The 14,754-nt window shown below is 41.8% G+C and carries 16 protein-coding genes and 1 riboswitch; of the genes, 4 read left to right on the top strand and 12 right to left on the bottom strand.

Translation table 11 applies throughout. The features are described from left to right. The first annotated feature begins 65 nt into the window (after positions 1-65). From yghU to OO778_RS18910, 3 genes are all read left to right on the top strand, one after another. Positions 66-923, top strand: coding sequence for a glutathione-dependent disulfide-bond oxidoreductase (yghU, locus tag OO778_RS18920; RefSeq protein ID WP_006741427.1), 858 nt, complete (start codon positions 66-68; stop codon positions 921-923). Positions 924-2,120: 1,197 nt separating this feature from the next. Continuing rightward, complete coding sequence (locus OO778_RS18915; protein ID WP_264912800.1) at positions 2,121-3,290, top strand: D-alanyl-D-alanine carboxypeptidase family protein; 1,170 nt, start codon at positions 2,121-2,123, stop codon at positions 3,288-3,290. A 214-nt stretch (positions 3,291-3,504) separates the two neighbouring features. Next, entirely contained in the window at positions 3,505-3,912 is a 408-nt protein-coding gene (locus tag OO778_RS18910; protein ID WP_006741205.1) for an SPOR domain-containing protein, read from the top strand. Between the two features lie 50 nt (positions 3,913-3,962). On the opposite strand, the gene OO778_RS18905 is transcribed toward OO778_RS18910, so the two are convergent. The 5 genes from OO778_RS18905 to OO778_RS18885 all read right to left on the bottom strand — a co-directional run bounded on the left by OO778_RS18905 (position 3,963) and on the right by OO778_RS18885 (position 6,868). Beyond that, positions 3,963-4,436, bottom strand: coding sequence for a peroxiredoxin (locus OO778_RS18905; RefSeq protein ID WP_167427310.1), 474 nt, complete (start codon positions 4,434-4,436; stop codon positions 3,963-3,965). Positions 4,437-4,565: 129 nt separating this feature from the next. Next, positions 4,566-5,579, bottom strand: a complete 1,014-nt coding sequence (locus OO778_RS18900) for an adenosine deaminase (RefSeq protein ID WP_104973475.1) — start codon at positions 5,577-5,579, stop codon at positions 4,566-4,568. Positions 5,580-5,668: 89 nt separating this feature from the next. Next, a riboswitch (purine riboswitch) is annotated at positions 5,669-5,768 on the bottom strand. Positions 5,769-6,017: 249 nt separating this feature from the next. Beyond that, positions 6,018-6,158: a hypothetical protein gene (locus tag OO778_RS18895; protein ID WP_005396335.1), complete on the bottom strand. Its 141-nt coding sequence runs from the start codon at positions 6,156-6,158 to the stop codon at positions 6,018-6,020. Between the two features lie 50 nt (positions 6,159-6,208). Beyond that, on the bottom strand, positions 6,209-6,418 hold the full coding sequence (locus tag OO778_RS18890; protein WP_264912451.1) for a hypothetical protein: 210 nt from the start codon (positions 6,416-6,418) through the stop codon (positions 6,209-6,211). Between the two features lie 240 nt (positions 6,419-6,658). Next, a complete protein-coding gene (locus OO778_RS18885; protein WP_005396336.1) occupies positions 6,659-6,868 on the bottom strand; it encodes a cold-shock protein in 210 nt (69 codons plus the stop codon). Between the two features lie 391 nt (positions 6,869-7,259). Between OO778_RS18885 and OO778_RS18880 the strand changes: the two genes are divergently transcribed. Further along, positions 7,260-8,108 carry a pirin family protein gene (locus OO778_RS18880; RefSeq protein ID WP_264912449.1) on the top strand — a complete coding sequence of 283 codons (849 nt, stop codon included), beginning with the start codon at positions 7,260-7,262 and terminating at the stop codon, positions 8,106-8,108. A 143-nt stretch (positions 8,109-8,251) separates the two neighbouring features. On the opposite strand, the gene OO778_RS18875 is transcribed toward OO778_RS18880, so the two are convergent. The 7 genes from OO778_RS18875 to OO778_RS18845 all read right to left on the bottom strand — a co-directional run bounded on the left by OO778_RS18875 (position 8,252) and on the right by OO778_RS18845 (position 14,741). Further along, positions 8,252-9,100, bottom strand: a complete 849-nt coding sequence (locus tag OO778_RS18875; RefSeq protein WP_264912447.1) for a patatin family protein — start codon at positions 9,098-9,100, stop codon at positions 8,252-8,254. A 387-nt stretch (positions 9,101-9,487) separates the two neighbouring features. Beyond that, positions 9,488-9,826: a hypothetical protein gene (locus tag OO778_RS18870; protein WP_006741201.1), complete on the bottom strand. Its 339-nt coding sequence runs from the start codon at positions 9,824-9,826 to the stop codon at positions 9,488-9,490. Positions 9,827-10,458: 632 nt separating this feature from the next. Beyond that, the gene (locus OO778_RS18865) at positions 10,459-10,890 is read right to left on the bottom strand and encodes a YccF domain-containing protein (RefSeq protein WP_005373685.1); all 432 of its coding nucleotides are present in this window, start codon (positions 10,888-10,890) and stop codon (positions 10,459-10,461) included. Between the two features lie 224 nt (positions 10,891-11,114). Beyond that, a complete protein-coding gene (locus OO778_RS18860) occupies positions 11,115-12,047 on the bottom strand; it encodes a Gfo/Idh/MocA family oxidoreductase (RefSeq protein ID WP_264912444.1) in 933 nt (310 codons plus the stop codon). Positions 12,048-12,170: 123 nt separating this feature from the next. Further along, positions 12,171-13,826 (bottom strand): phosphoethanolamine--lipid A transferase, encoded by a 1,656-nt coding sequence (locus OO778_RS18855; protein WP_264912442.1) that lies wholly within the window; start codon positions 13,824-13,826, stop codon positions 12,171-12,173. A 22-nt stretch (positions 13,827-13,848) separates the two neighbouring features. Further along, positions 13,849-14,205: a diacylglycerol kinase gene (locus OO778_RS18850; RefSeq protein ID WP_012842368.1), complete on the bottom strand. Its 357-nt coding sequence runs from the start codon at positions 14,203-14,205 to the stop codon at positions 13,849-13,851. A gap of 143 nt (positions 14,206-14,348) precedes the next feature. Beyond that, positions 14,349-14,741, bottom strand: coding sequence for a glycine zipper family protein (locus OO778_RS18845; protein ID WP_264912440.1), 393 nt, complete (start codon positions 14,739-14,741; stop codon positions 14,349-14,351). Between the last annotated feature and the right edge of the window lie 13 nt (positions 14,742-14,754).

The following is a 14,754-nucleotide window of genomic DNA, read 5'->3' as shown; positions in this document are numbered from 1 at the left end:
TCATGCTTGCTGGCGCACTGAGTTTGCCAGTTTGATAATGCATTCAAACACAATAAGGGATAACAATGGCTAACGAATACATTCCACCAAAAGTTTGGACAAACGATAACGAAAACGGTGGCCAGTGGGCGAGCATTAACCGCCCGGACTCAGGCGCTCGTCATGAGCAAGAATTGCCTGTTGGAGAACACCCATTCCAACTTTATTCCATGGGGACTCCAAACGGCCAGAAAGTAACGATCATGTTTGAAGAGCTTCTGGCGGCAGGCGTAAAAGAAGCAGAATATGATGCATACCTGATCAAGATTGGTGACGGCGACCAGTTTGGTTCTGGCTTTGTAGCTGTTAACCCAAACTCGAAAATTCCGGCATTGGTTGACCGTTCGGGTTCTGAGCCAGTGAACGTGTTTGAATCTGGCAACATCTTGTTTTATCTAGCTGAGAAGTTTGATCATTTCTTACCAAAAGAAGGCGCTAAGCGTGCTGAGGTAATGAACTGGTTATTCTGGCTGCAAGGTTCTGCGCCATACCTAGGCGGTGGTTTTGGTCACTTCTACGCGTACGCACCAGAGAAGTTCGAGTACCCAATCAACCGTTTTACAATGGAAGCAAAACGTCAGTTAGATGTATTAGACAAGCGTCTTGCGAACAATGAATTCCTAGGTGGCGATGAGTACAGTATCGCTGATATCGCAACATGGCCATGGTACGGCAACCTTGTACTGGGTCGTGCTTACGATGCGGCTGAATTCTTAGATGTAGAAAGCTACAAAAACGTTGTGCGTTGGGCGAAAGCGATTGATGAGCGAGAAGCTGTCCAGCGTGGTCGTATTGTGAATCGCTCATGGGGAGAAGAGTGGGAGCAGTTACCTGAACGTCACAGCGCAGAAGATATTGATAAGGTATTGAAGCTTAAACCATAAGCAACCTTGGCTCAGTCACTTCAAGTAAGTTTGTTTTCATCCGAACTCATACTCCAAAACTGATCAAATCCATAGCGCATCTTACTAGATGCGCTACTTTTATTTGAATTGTAACCCCGTTGAAGATTATTCAATCTATAGATAGTTCTTTGCTTCTATTTGTCGTTTTCATATTCAACAAGCCCTCTGCATTTCTATTAACTATTAGCTGATGACATTCTAAAAATTTATACTTTAGATAACCTTAAATTTATAACTTAATTTTATATCTAATATAAATAAACTTAATGATAATTAATCTTTGACATAACCTTTTATTTTGTGTGGAATATGCAGGTTAATCTATTTAAATTAAAATTTAGAGATAAATAAAATTTAAATAATTTACTGAATTCTACATCTAGCTTTGAGCAATGTTTAATTACAACTGCTTATACCATGAAAGAGGATATGTATAATGTCGTCGTTTGATTCGTACTGGGTTGGGGTACGTGAAAGAATTGCTATACAAACTGAAGGTAACCGAAATTTAAAGTCTTTAGTGATAAAAAAGCAGAGAGTGAACTTAAATAACAGTGGCTTATCTTTTCGTGCTAAAGCCGGATGCCTTATCCCTCATTGTTACACTCAGTTTACTGATGACGATACAAACTCAAAGGCATCGAAAAAAGCCTCCCTTAGTTTTAAGAAAGGGAAATTATACTTTTCTCCTGTCTAGTAATAGATAATATTTAGGTTATATATAAATTAAATTTTTATTTTTATCTGAAATTCTGACAATAAATTATTATTTTGTTATGACCGAGATGAAGCATTGGTTGGTAAATTATTAGTTCGGATTATTAATTGAATTGTAGATTTTCTTAGTTGCCCCTAGTTAGATAGTGATAAAATTTTTAGCTATCTTTTCCCGTACAAGTTTAGTTTTAGATCTGGCTTGTACGGTTTTTTCTCTTAACACTAATTACATAGCATAACGGCATGATTTCTCGCCTCTTGTCTCATCTTTCTAGACGAAAGCTCTACTTACCTCTCATTATTCTCGACAAACATTGAGTAAAAGTAACTAATCGTAACAAGGTGGCTGTAACTGAGCGCCGTTTCAATATACTCGCTCTTTACCTAGGTAACCCTGCGCTTTGAATTCATTCGGGTACCGTTTGTAAGCCTTAAATGCTACTAAGATAAGATGTCATGATGAGAAAAAGTACTATATTAAACACAGTGTTAATTACAGGGTTCGCTGCTGTATCTTCGTTGGCTTATGCAGCACCAACGGTTGTGCCAAATGCACCGGAACTCAGTTCTCGTGGCTATGTTTTGATGGACTTTCACACTGGGAAAGTGCTGGTTGAACGTGATGCACATAAACGGCTAAATCCTGCGAGCTTAACGAAGTTAATGACGGCTTATGTGGCTGGTCAAGAAATTAACGCAGGTAATATTACTTTGGATGATGAGGTCGTCATTAGCCGAAATGCTTGGGCAAAAAACTTCCCAGATTCCTCAAAGATGTTTATTGAAGTCAATACTTCCGTTTCTTTATCTGACTTATACCGTGGCCTGGTTGTTCAATCAGGTAATGATGCTAGTGTGGCCATTGCTGAACATGTCGCAGGTAGTGAGTCAGGGTTTGTAAGCTTGATGAATAGTTGGGCTGCTAAGCTTGAATTAAATAACACGGCTTTCACCAACCCTCATGGTCTAGACAGTGACGGTTTATATTCAACACCTTATGACATTGCCAAGTTGGGTCAAGCTATTATTCGTGACTTACCTGACATCTACCCACTGTATAGCGAAACCTCGTTTACCTACAACGGCATTACGCAATATAACCGCAATGGCTTGCTTCGTGATCGCAGTATGAATGTTGATGGCATGAAAACTGGTTATACGAGCGGTGCTGGTTATAGTCTAGCGACTTCAGCGACTCAAGGTGATATGCGTTTGATTGCTGTTGTAATGGGAGCGAAAAGTGAGAATATCCGTGAATCCGAAAGCAAGCAATTGTTAAGTTATGGCTTCCGCTTTTACGATACGGTAATGCCGACTGAGGCAGGAACGGAAGTTGCGAACGCTCGAATTTGGATGGGTGAACAAGATGAGCTTAAAGTAGGCGTGGCCAATGACGTTTATCTCACTTTACCAAAAGGGGGTGTGAAAAAGCTACAAGCTGAAGTTGAATATAATGGCGATTTGGTAGCGCCAATTTCTCAACAACAAGTGGTTGGTAAAGTGCTTTACAAAGTCGAAGGTAAAGTTGTGAATGAAGCCGAACTTGTTGCGTTGGAATCGGTGGAAGAAGGCAGCTTATTCAAGCGAATTTTAGACTGGTTTAAGCAATTGGTCGCGAGTTGGCTCTAAAAAACAGCTAACTTCTGCCATTATCACTCTATCTTGTTATTGTTCTATTAAATCAATTTACTAAGGCGGCCAACGTGGTCGCCTTACTTTTTTGGAATACTCGTTGCGCTAAAACATCGAACCTTCTCGTATGGGGCTATTTTCGCCTAATTAGAAGCGTTTTTGTGTTTTTGAGTGCGAGAGAAAAGAAACTAGAACAAAAATGGAGTGACACGTGCACAAGATTTTATCTTTGACATTGATTTTATCGCTCATGGGCTGCGCTATGCCTTACCAGCAGCAGGTCGATAGTGGCCAATGTGTTGGAGTAATGACCTCTCAGGATGCGTATGGTTATTTAAACCCAAACCATTACACGATGCAGGTACTCGCGCTAAAGCAAGAAAAAGATGTGAAAGATTACATTCGTTATATCGATCCTAAGCATCCGGTTTGGGTTAACTGGAAAAACAGCCGAGGCACGCGTTGGTATACGGTAACTGTTGGTGATTTTAAAACGAAACAGGATGCCTACAATGCGCTTTCTTCACTGCCGAGCCGCGTAAAGCAGTCATCCCCATTTGTGCTGACTTTTGCGGAAATGCAGCGTAAGCAACAAACGAGTGTTGTGAGAATGCGTTAGCCAACAAAAAACGGAAGCGATGGCTTCCGTTTTTGTATCTAAGGGTAAGCTTAAAGCGCCGCTAAAATCGTTTCTGCTTTGCTTGCTTCAAACTCTTTTGGTTCTTCAACGTTAAGTTTGGTCACAATGCCGTTTTCAATGATCATGGCGTAGCGTTGTGAGCGAATACCACCAAAGCCGCCAGTATCCATTTCAAGTCCCAATGCTTTAGTAAAGCTTGCGTCGCCATCACCCAACATCAGGATTTCTGAAGCGTTTTGAGCTTCGCCCCAAGCTTGCATCACAAATGCATCGTTTACAGAAACACACGCAATTAAATCAACACCTTTTGCCTTCAACTCGTCGGCTAATACCACATAGCCTGGTAGGTGAGCTTCCGAGCACGTTGGGGTGAATGCGCCAGGTACAGCGAAGAGTACGACTTTCTTGTTTGCAAACAGCTCAGTAACGTCGTGGTTAACCATACCATTGGCAGTCAATTCGCTTAGAGTCGCAACTGGTAGAGCTTGGCCTTGTTGAATCATGATTTTATTCCTTTTTGTGTGCTAGTTTAGCTTTCTCAGTCTAGCGCTTATAAATGCGGTTAACCACAGAGCTTTTGTAAGGTTTTAACACCTAAGTGTTTGACCCAAGATGTAGCACTGATGGCTTTATTACAACGCTTCATGCTGACTTACGTATTGACTAACGAGATGGCGATACTTCGCTTTCAACTCATTATCGATGAAGCTAGCATCAATCGCATTCATTGTGAATTGAGCTAGTTCATTCTTACTCATTGGGTGTGCGTTGTTGACGGCTAAAAAGTTATCTGTCATGTAACCACCAAAGTATACCGGATCGTCCGAATTAATCGTCACAGCGACACCTTTGCGCAGTAGCTCGACAATATTGTGATCGTTCATATCGTCAAATACACACAATTTAAGGTTCGATAATGGACATACCGTCAGTGGCATTTTGCTTTCAATTAACGACTCGACTAATGCTTCATCCTCAACACAGCGAACACCATGATCCACGCGGCTGACGTGAAGCATTTCAATTGCATCGGTAATGTTTTGTGCGGGGCCTTCTTCACCTGCGTGAGCAACAGTCAGTAAGCCTGCTTCTACCGCTTGTTTAAATACTCGTTTGAACTTAGCTGGTGGATGGCCTTGTTCTGAAGAATCTAGACCGACACCGATGATCTTATCACGGTGTTTCAGAACGGCTTGCAGAGTCTCCATAGCGCTTTCTTCTGAAAGGTGACGGAGGAAACACGCAATGATTTGTGAAGTAATGCCGAGCTTCTCGTGCCCATCTTGTAGTGCGCGGGCGATCCCGTGGATAACGGTGTCAAAGTCAATACCGCGCTCTGTATGCGTTTGTGGGTCAAAAAAGATTTCGGTATGAATAACGTTATCCGCTTTACAGTGCAGTAAGTATTCCCAAGTGAGATCGTAAAAGTCTTGCTCTGTACGCAAAACATCCGCCCCTTGGTAATAAAGGTCAAGGAATGACTGTAAGTCTTCGAACTGATACGCGCTGCGTAGTTCACTCGGAGAAGAGTAAGGAATGTCGATGCCGTTTCGTTGTGCTAACTTGAAGAGAAGTTCTGGCTCAAGTGAACCTTCGATATGTAAGTGCAGCTCTACTTTTGGAAGACCTTGAATAAATGCGTTCATATTCCACCTTATGTGTATTGTGGATGCAGTTACTCTAAGAATAGGTATAGATAAGAATAAATCGAACGCTATCACAAAGAGTAAGACCCACGATGATCTCAACTCTTCGTAATCAGCACTTTGCGGGAACTGGTAGAGACCCCCAAACCATATCATTGGGGTTATACGAAGCAAACGAGGCGATTATACGCAAAATTCTCAATTTGGCTATACGCAAATAACCTAGTTGTCAGTAGTCGAAGGGTTTTTCTAAGAAAAGTAACTGGCAACCGTATAAGTCACTTGGGTATAGAGGAGCAAATTGGTTTTTGAGCGTGAACGAGGCTTATCGTGTTGTTATAAGCGAGGAAAAGAGTGAGGCTTCGTTTGAGCAAAGGTAGGTGGCGGTACCTTGCACAACGATGGAGCAGAGAAAGCATTGAGAGAGTCAAGGATAGCTTATAGATCAAATAACTTGTCAAATTCTCTTTGTTCCATAATGTCTTCTATACGGCGTCGCGTTTTTTGTTTTACCGCCGCCGCGTTTTGCTCAGACTCTTTTTTGTCTTTTTCTGCTTGCTTCTTACTTTTTCTAGCCATTGGATACCTTCCAAATTAGTTGCATCATTCATTAATGCATGAAAACTGAATTAGTTAACAGTAAAACTTCCTAACTTTGAACCTGAATCACAGAGAATAGTTCCAGATTGCGTTTTCTCACAATATTCAAAATCGATCATGTAGCTATGAGAATGAAGCTTAGGTAATACGTGCCTTCGTAAAATATCACCATTTAATTGATGTATTTTAGCGTTCCAAGAGGTGTGAGCTTGTTCTAGATTAAATTCAATTTCTAACATTTATTCTCCTGTTTCTTAGTGATTTTGTCTTTGTTAAGTAATTGATACCAATGCCTTTGACGGCCTGTTCTTTTTGAGGACATGATTTTTCCTATAAATAATAAATTAAGCAGTACTATCCTATTTATTTTAGGTAGCACAAAGCAATGCCTGATATTAGGCTGAGTGATTAATGTGAGAATATTTTTGAAGGAGAGAGGTTTGGTGCAGCATGGGGATGCTACACCAAGAAAAGCAGTCTTATAGAGGAGTTACTTCAGTCGCTTGAGGACCTTTTTTACCTTGCTCTACGTTGAAGCTTACTTTCTGACCTTCAGTCAGTGTTTTGAAACCGTCAGAAACGATAGCGTTGAAGTGTACGAATACATCTTGACCACCGTTGTCTTGAGATAGGAAGCCAAAGCCTTTAGTTTCGTTAAACCATTTTACTGAGCCGTTTACTTTAGACATAAAAATACCTTTGAATTAAACATTAAAATTTGAATTTGTTTTGTGGATCTTTTCTAAGCTATTGAATGTTCAATCAAGAGGAAGTTGTACGCAGGTGTCTGAATTGGGGGATTCAAGATTTTACTGAGAGGAAACTTAAACTAAATGTTGCATTAACAGCTCTCTTCTAAGAGCCAAGGCCTACTATACACCTTGTTTAGGAAATAGCTACACTTATTTTTAAATATATGTCGATAGCTTGGATAAGTGTGCTGTTCGAAAAATTTGAATAAGTAGCTCAAATAGCAAGGCTCATGATTATTTTTCTTCAATCTAAAATAGAACCATATCGATAGCCATGGCTGAACATGCGGTTTGCAAGCGGCCACAAAGGTAAACGAGGAGAAATAGTATGAGCACATTCAGAGAAATTCGTCAGCTTATTCAATCACAACCCACTGCTGATGGTGACGGAGTGAAAATTCGTCGAGTAGCAGGGTTTAATAATGAGAGTTTTTCTCCATTTTTGATGATGGATGAACTTAAGTCTGACGACCGTGCTGATTATGTGGGTGGCTTTCCTCCTCATCCTCATCGCGGCATCGAGACGCTTACTTATATGTTGAAAGGTCATTTCCAGCATCGTGACCACATGGATAATGTTGGTGAGCTTCGTTCTGGTGGCGCTCAATGGATGGCGGCAGGAAGAGGCGTCATTCATAGTGAGATGCCTATTATGCAGGAAGGTGAATTGCATGGTTTCCAAATTTGGATAAACCAGCCTGCGAAAAATAAGATGTCACCGGCTCAATATCATGACTTTCAACCTGAAACGATAACGGAATTCGAAACTCAAAGCTCGGGTGTTGTTCGCTTGATTGCTGGTCATCTGACTATAGACAACGAACGTATTCAGGGGCCTTTAACAGAAACAGGTGTTGCTGCCACGGTGGCCGATTGGAGAGCGATGGTTGGTCACGCTTTGAATTTGACCACGGAGCAAGACCACAACATGATGCTCTACGTTTATAAAGGTCGTATTCAGGTAAAAGATCGTGAGATCAATCAAGGCGAAATGGCGATTCTATCGAAAGGTGAATGGGTTGAATTACAAGCCGAAAAGGAGAGTGGTGCTCTGATTTTTATTGGCGAACCAATCAATGAACCAGTTGTTCACTATGGCCCTTTTGTAATGAATAGCATGGAAGAAATAGAACAAGCAATCCAAGATTACAATTCAGGATTGTTTGAAAGCTACTAGCATCAACATCCTAACTCCCTTTTCTGTGAGTAGCGCAGTTATCAACAGTTTTGAGCCTGACCATTGGGCTCGACCAGAAGCAAATACGATAATCCACTGCCATCGAATTTGCGTTAGCCACGTCTAATACACGTGGCTTTTTTCTACTTCTGATTCCATCGCATGATGGCTTCTTTTCCTGCTTCAATACCTAACTCATAAGCTTGGCGCAATGGTGCTGGCGAGCGACTCAATCGTTTTAATTTAAATGATTCAGGAGGACAAACTTGGATGATTTCGACTCCCGATGGTGGATTGTCGATCAGTGCTAAAGTTTGATTGTAGCGAACTTCACGCGTCAACATCGGCTCAATTAATCCTGGCGTTTCTTTCAACATCCGTTTGGTTAGTGTGCTGAACTTTCCTTTCGGCTTTTGATAGCTAGAGGGTTGACTGCGTAAAACCATAATCTTTTTGGCGCCTCGCTTTATTGCTTCTGCGACAGGAAGTGCATCAGAAACCCCACCATCAACGTATCGGGTACCGTTCAGTAAGACACCATTTCGGTAAAGTACGGGAAGTGCGCTGCTGGCTTTCATTGTTTCTGCGAGCTTGTCGACATCAGGAGTATGGTACTCGGCTTGGCCATTGTCTTGACGTGTTACGCCTAAAAAGAAAGGTCTCGAATCCGCTTTTAGTGCGGACTTGTCGATACCAAGCTCTTCGAGAGTGACGTTCCACATCCAATCTAAGTTCATCATATCGCCGCCACGTAGAATCTGAGATGGTGAGATGAATTCTTTCCTTAAACTGTAATCGAGATAGATTTTTAAGTTGCGCCCGGGCATTTTAGCTAAATACGCCGCCAAGTTACTTGCGCCCGCCGATACACCCCAAAAGCTATCAAATGGAGAGAAATCGTTAGCGAGAAAATGATCGAGTATGCCGCAAGAAAATACACCTCGCATCGCACCACCTTCGACAATCAACGCACGCTCTCCTACTTGTTCCATCACTGTGTTCCATTCTTTACCTATTGGATGAATAGAATGCAGCTTAACGCATAACGGTTTTATACCCAAGTGGTCCTAAGTGCTAGGGCATCTCCTTAAGTAAAAGAAAAGGGCATTGATGGATGCCCTTTTTATATTAAGCCTAGGGAGTTACAGGTTATTGAGCAGCTCATTTAGTGAAAGCGCACTGAATAAATATGTCACTCCCACACAGAAAGCGGCGCCTGTAATTCCGATACTGATCGTTGTTGTAATTAAAAGAAGTGTCATCTTAGACATACAAGATCAAACTCCTTTTTTATATTTAAGTGGGGCGTTGTGCGTCTGGTTATCATTTTGAATCATGATGCAAGCGCCCTAAGTTTATTGTTCTAATAAAAGTGATGATCACTTGTCAAAAAAGCAGATAAATAGCACCCAAACTGTCGTTAATGCGAGCAGCGGAGTGAATACTTTCTGTATAGAGGCGCCATCGGTTAGATTGTAGATTTTGATGGATTCGTTATAGAACGCCCGCTTGAACGCCTTAAAAGAAATATCATTTTTCACATGAGATTGTTCATAGTGTAGGTGTGCTGCGTCTGATAGTTGGTATTCTAAGTCTTGGAGTTCGTACTCTTTGTTAAGAAATGCCTCCCAAGCCGAAAGACGGGCTATCGTTTTTGGGGATTGATTACCCTTTAACTTCTCTAGACGTTTGGCATAAGCAGCTTGATATTTATCCACGGTATATTCCTGTCTGAATAGACGTTGAGTTAGAACATTTGTAAAAAGAAAAACGAGCAAAAAAGGGGCTTTACGTTCTATGTCTGTGATAAATGCTAAGGAGCTCAATGGTCTATTTCTCCGATGTCGCGAATAATATTGATTGAACTTAAATGCGACAAACAAAATAATTTACTCAAGATAACAACGAATATTTGTTGCCTTTTAAAGAAAAGCGATAGTGATGCGAAGTGGTGGCTTTGATCGGGAAGAAACCCGCTTTCGTAACGGCTTACGTTTATTGAGAAAAAGTAAACGCTGGAACTATCGCTGGATTGGTGTGAGTTATTTATCGTCAAAAATCATTAATATCAACTATGCTTATAGTTCGACTTTTCGTAAATAAACTCAATTTAGAGGAGAGGAAATAATACTGATTTTTGAGCGTGGGTGAGCTTGGAGAGTTAAGCTAATCCATTGATTAATAAAAAGTAAAGTAGTACATAGCTAGGGTGAACTTCAACTTAAAGGTGACGGTATGGATATACAATCAACCATTATTGAATATGCGATAGCGATAATAGGCTTACTTTTGACGGGAGTTGCCCTCTGAGCACGATTGCCCAGAGGATAGAAAGTATATTGGCTGTTTGTTAGCGGTTGATATTGTACCGAGCCATTGCAGCTTCTTCTGACGACACAACCGTTTTACCAATTGGTGCGAGTGAAATAACCGCAAGCTTCAGGTGTTGGAGTGCAAACGGAATACCAATGATGGTTACAAAACACGCTGCGGCGGAAAGTACGTGACCGATTGCTAACCAAAGGCCTGCAAAGACAAACCAAAGGACGTTACCGATAACGCCTAGAGGGCTCGTACCAATGTCCATTTCATTGGTCAATTCATCGCGTGAAATGGCTTCTTTTCCGAATGGGAAAAAGGAAAAATTACCCATAACGATACACGCACGCCCCCAAGGTATTCCGATGATGCTAATAAAGGCTAAGATACCGAAAAACCACCATAGCAACCCCATAAATACGCCACCAAATACAAACCAAATGATGTTACCGAGTGTTCTCATTCTATTTCCTTTACTCTTGAATGTGATGATGCTGGTTCCTGAGGGGATCGTAATGTAAAACTAAAACCACCAACCGATCCGTTAATGAACGTGAGCCGTTCCCTCATTCACTTGCTTGATAGAATAGCCGCATAAGTATTAACAGAGAATGAATGACTCTCTGAAGCTACGTTTGTTTTAGTATAGAGCGTAATACTCGATTAAGCACATAGCCAAGAATTAAGCTACCTAGAGGTAACTTTCTCGATATATTGACAAATTTGCTCTGCTAACTGATGGCTAGCAATGTTGCGTTTCATTACTTCACTAGCGATTTTTCCAGATTCAACGACGCTAAACCAGTCGAGCAACATCGCATGGAAACCTTTGCTCGTCAGCATTGGCGTCCAATCTTTCAAATTGATTTTTTGCTCTTGGTTCGCTTGCCATCGTTTCCCTTCAACGAAAGAGTCGAATTCCACTGCTTTGTTAGCATAACAAGCTTGAACGCGCTCCATAGTCACACCGAAGTGACGATTCATCGAAGCGTGGAGTAAAGTATCTCCGTGTTGCCACTGAATGTCTAAACGCGCCAATTGGGCACCTTCAAGCTGATGCGTTATGTAAGCCTCTTTTAAATCGGTCTTGGCTGTCACGTTAATACTGTCTAATGGGTGAATAAAATCATCAAATATAAAGGTACGAATATCGCCTGGTAGTTGGTGACGGTTTTTTTCCCAGCGTAGCGATTTTAGGTCAGAAATGTTGCCTTGCTGTACCTCTGGCATGTGTTGGTTGTAAAGCGGAATATGACGTCGGTTGAAGCCCACATAAAGTGGTTGTTTTTCTTTTTCGGCAATATCGTACAGTTTTTCCACGTCATCAGCATTGTCCGCTAATGGTTTGTCGACAAAGGTTGGGATTCCATGCTGCAAAAAGAATGCTGCGATTTGAGGATGTACGCTTGTTGCCGCATGAATCATGACAGCATCTACGTCAAAGTGCAGAAGCTGCTGGTAGTCTTGACAGGTCTCTGAGATTCGAAATTGCTTAGCCAGACTCTCAAGTGCATTTGCGTTGCGTGTACAAAATACAAGTTCGATATTTGGAAGCTGAGTGATAACGGGAAGGTATGCTTTCTGAGCAATATCTCCTAAACCAATAATACCAATTTTCATCCTAGTCCTTATTTCGATGTATGGATGGCAGGTTGTAGTATAACGCTTGGCAAGCTGATGAGTTTAAATGCCTTGTTAGAAAAGAGCCTGACTCACATTTTGAGTCAGGCTTTGTTGGTCCACTTAGGAAGTAGTGCGGCAGTCCTTGAATATATCTAACTTGCCGTCGTAGGCTTGGGTTTGTACATCCATAATGCCTAATAAAGAGTGGAATACGTTATCATGTGAGTACTGGCCTGCCTTTTGCGCTTCATTCGACAAACAGTCGGTGTTGATTTGTTTCACTTGCTTAAAGCCGGAAGATAGCCACATGAGCAAAGGAACACGTTTTTGGAAGTCTGGTGCAAGGCCGTAAGGCATGCCATGTAAGAACAATCCGTTTTCGCCTAATGATTCACCATGATCTGATACGTAGATGAGAGCGGTATTATATTGAGACTCTAATGCTTTGAGTTTGTTGATAGTTTCTGCCAATACAAGATCAGTGTAGCGTATCGTATTGTCGTACGTATTCACGATTTGTTCGACGCTACAGTTTTCTATATCTGCACGTGGGCAGTCTGGTTTGAAAAACGCTTTGTCTCTAGGATAACGCTGGAAGTAGGTAGGACCATGGCTTCCTATAAGATGCATGGCGACAACGCGATTGCCGTACATATCCGCAACTTCTTGATCAAAGTGATCTAACAGCGCCATATCGTAACAGGTTTGACCGTTACACAGAGGACTTGCTTGCTTTCGGTTAACTTCAATTTTCTTGATCTTGTGGGCGACTTCTTTGTCTCCGCCATCATTTTCTTTCCAGATGAGGTCCACTCCAGCGCGCTGCATGATGTCGAGAGCATTATCTTGGTTATCTGCCTTGGTCCGTTCAAACTCGCTTCGCGTGAGCTGAGAAAACATGCAAGGCACAGATACTGCAGTTGCAGTGCCACAAGACGCAACCTCTTGAAATGAAATCACATCCAGCTTACTGGTGTAAGGGTTTGTCTCTCGCTTATAGCCATTGAGTTGGTAGTTCTGCGTTCGAGCGGTTTCTCCGACAACAAACACCAGTAGTGTCGGCTTGTTCTGTGCTTGCTTTACTGCGCTATCTGACTGCTTTGCATCGATTCCAATCTCGCGGTACGGTTCTGGCGTGGTGAAGTATTTCTCCTTTACATACCCAGTCGCGCTGTAAACGAATTGAGTGGGAATAATGATTTTTTTCAGATAGCTGTTATTGCGACCGACAGATGCATAGTCTTGGTAGTAAACACTGGCAATAACAGCAATTACTGCAAGAGATGACAACATCGATACCAACTTCGTGAGAGAAAAATATAGCAATTGGTGGCGCTGAGATTGCAACTTGACCTTATAGACAATCATCGCAGGGACGCCCCCCATAAGTAGCGTCCAGATTACAGAATAAGTACTCAGGTAAGAGCTTGCCTCGCTCGAATCGGTTTCAGCAATATTAGCAATCATTCCAGAATCGAAAAGCGTGCCATAGTTGTAACTTGCGTAGCTCACCATACTCGAAATTATGAGCAAAATAATAAAGAATGGCTTTCCAACCCAAGGCCAACTAAATAAGTTAAAAAGGAAATTGAGCGCGGCAAGAAAGAAAATGGGTATCGTAATAATAAAACCAATTTTGACATTATCTAGGCTTGAAAAAATACCATTCAGCTCTTTGTAAATAGGAATGTTTACAACCAGCGCGAAATAGAGTGCCAACAAGAAAGTAAAGGTAACGTACGAGATACCTTTTTGTTGCAAATTATGTGTCTTCATAAGTAAATGTCTTGAATCAAAATCAGAGCAAGAACGAAGCCCAAACAAAAAGGGCAAGAGTGAGCGCAACAAATACTGCAGCCGAGCCGATATCTTTGGCTCTACCACTGAGCTCGTGCCAGTCATCGCTAACACGGTCGACAACCGCTTCTACGGCGGAATTAATAAGTTCGACGATCAGGACCAATAACAGGCTACTGATCATCAGTACTCTTTCAAATGTGGTGACTGGAAGGAAAAAAGCACAGACGGAAAGCACTAAGGCTAGAATCAATTCTTGTCTGAAGGCGGCTTCGTATTTCCATGCGGCTTTCAATCCCTGAAATGAATAGCCGGTCGCATCCATGACACGGCGTAGACCTGTTTTTCCTGGCTTCAAAATATGACCTTACTACAGCTTAATAATTTAGATTGTGCATCTATCCAAACGATGAAATGAGACTAATCGTTCTTGCGTGAAACATTTGTGAATGGCATTCATCACACAACGATATAGGGTTTGAATAAGAAAAAAGAGTTGAATTAATCAAGGTCGTAGACGGTATAGCCTTTATTCTGAAGGCATTTTCGCAGTACGAGAGATTGTGTCTTGGTGGAGTCATTGCTTCCACTCAACGCTCCGGCCCCTGCTCCTACAGCACCGCCTGCAGCGGCACCCACAGCAGCCCCATCTATCCCGCTTTCTAGCGCTCCAGCTGCAGCCCCAATTAGTGCACCTGTAACTGCGCCATTAGCGGCTTCAGATTTTGCAGCTTCCGTTTTGTCTACGTTGTCCGCATACCCTTGGCAATAAAGAAAATCTTGTTCATATTTAGCAGGATCAACATTAGTCATGTCGACAACAGGCTTTTGATTATAAGTACAAGCGCTAAGAGTAGAGGCAAGCGTCATAACCAGAATAAAAGGTTTGTACATGAGTATTATCCAT

The sequence above is a fragment of the Vibrio sp. STUT-A16 genome (assembly GCF_026000495.1).
GTDB classification, from domain to species: Bacteria; Pseudomonadota; Gammaproteobacteria; order Enterobacterales; family Vibrionaceae; genus Vibrio; species Vibrio diabolicus.
Note: the sequence above shows the minus strand (reverse complement) of the source record. Positions and strands in the feature narration are given on the sequence as shown.

Bases quoted from the DNA above. Each gene is read 5' to 3' on its own strand.
- yghU (WP_006741427.1), top strand. From the start codon at position 66: ATGGCTAACGAATACATTCCACCAAAAGTTTGGACAAACGATAACGAA.
- OO778_RS18915 (WP_264912800.1), top strand. From the start codon at position 2,121: ATGAGAAAAAGTACTATATTAAACACAGTGTTAATTACAGGGTTCGCT.
- OO778_RS18905 (WP_167427310.1), bottom strand. From the start codon at position 4,436: ATGATTCAACAAGGCCAAGCTCTACCAGTTGCGACTCTAAGCGAATTG.
- OO778_RS18900 (WP_104973475.1), bottom strand. From the start codon at position 5,579: ATGAACGCATTTATTCAAGGTCTTCCAAAAGTAGAGCTGCACTTACAT.
- OO778_RS18895 (WP_005396335.1), bottom strand. From the start codon at position 6,158: ATGGCTAGAAAAAGTAAGAAGCAAGCAGAAAAAGACAAAAAAGAGTCT.
- OO778_RS18890 (WP_264912451.1), bottom strand. From the start codon at position 6,418: ATGTTAGAAATTGAATTTAATCTAGAACAAGCTCACACCTCTTGGAAC.
- OO778_RS18885 (WP_005396336.1), bottom strand. From the start codon at position 6,868: ATGTCTAAAGTAAACGGCTCAGTAAAATGGTTTAACGAAACTAAAGGC.
- OO778_RS18880 (WP_264912449.1), top strand. From the start codon at position 7,260: ATGAGCACATTCAGAGAAATTCGTCAGCTTATTCAATCACAACCCACT.
- OO778_RS18875 (WP_264912447.1), bottom strand. From the start codon at position 9,100: ATGGAACAAGTAGGAGAGCGTGCGTTGATTGTCGAAGGTGGTGCGATG.
- OO778_RS18865 (WP_005373685.1), bottom strand. From the start codon at position 10,890: ATGAGAACACTCGGTAACATCATTTGGTTTGTATTTGGTGGCGTATTT.
- OO778_RS18860 (WP_264912444.1), bottom strand. From the start codon at position 12,047: ATGAAAATTGGTATTATTGGTTTAGGAGATATTGCTCAGAAAGCATAC.
- OO778_RS18855 (WP_264912442.1), bottom strand. From the start codon at position 13,826: ATGAAGACACATAATTTGCAACAAAAAGGTATCTCGTACGTTACCTTT.
- OO778_RS18845 (WP_264912440.1), bottom strand. From the start codon at position 14,741: ATGTACAAACCTTTTATTCTGGTTATGACGCTTGCCTCTACTCTTAGC.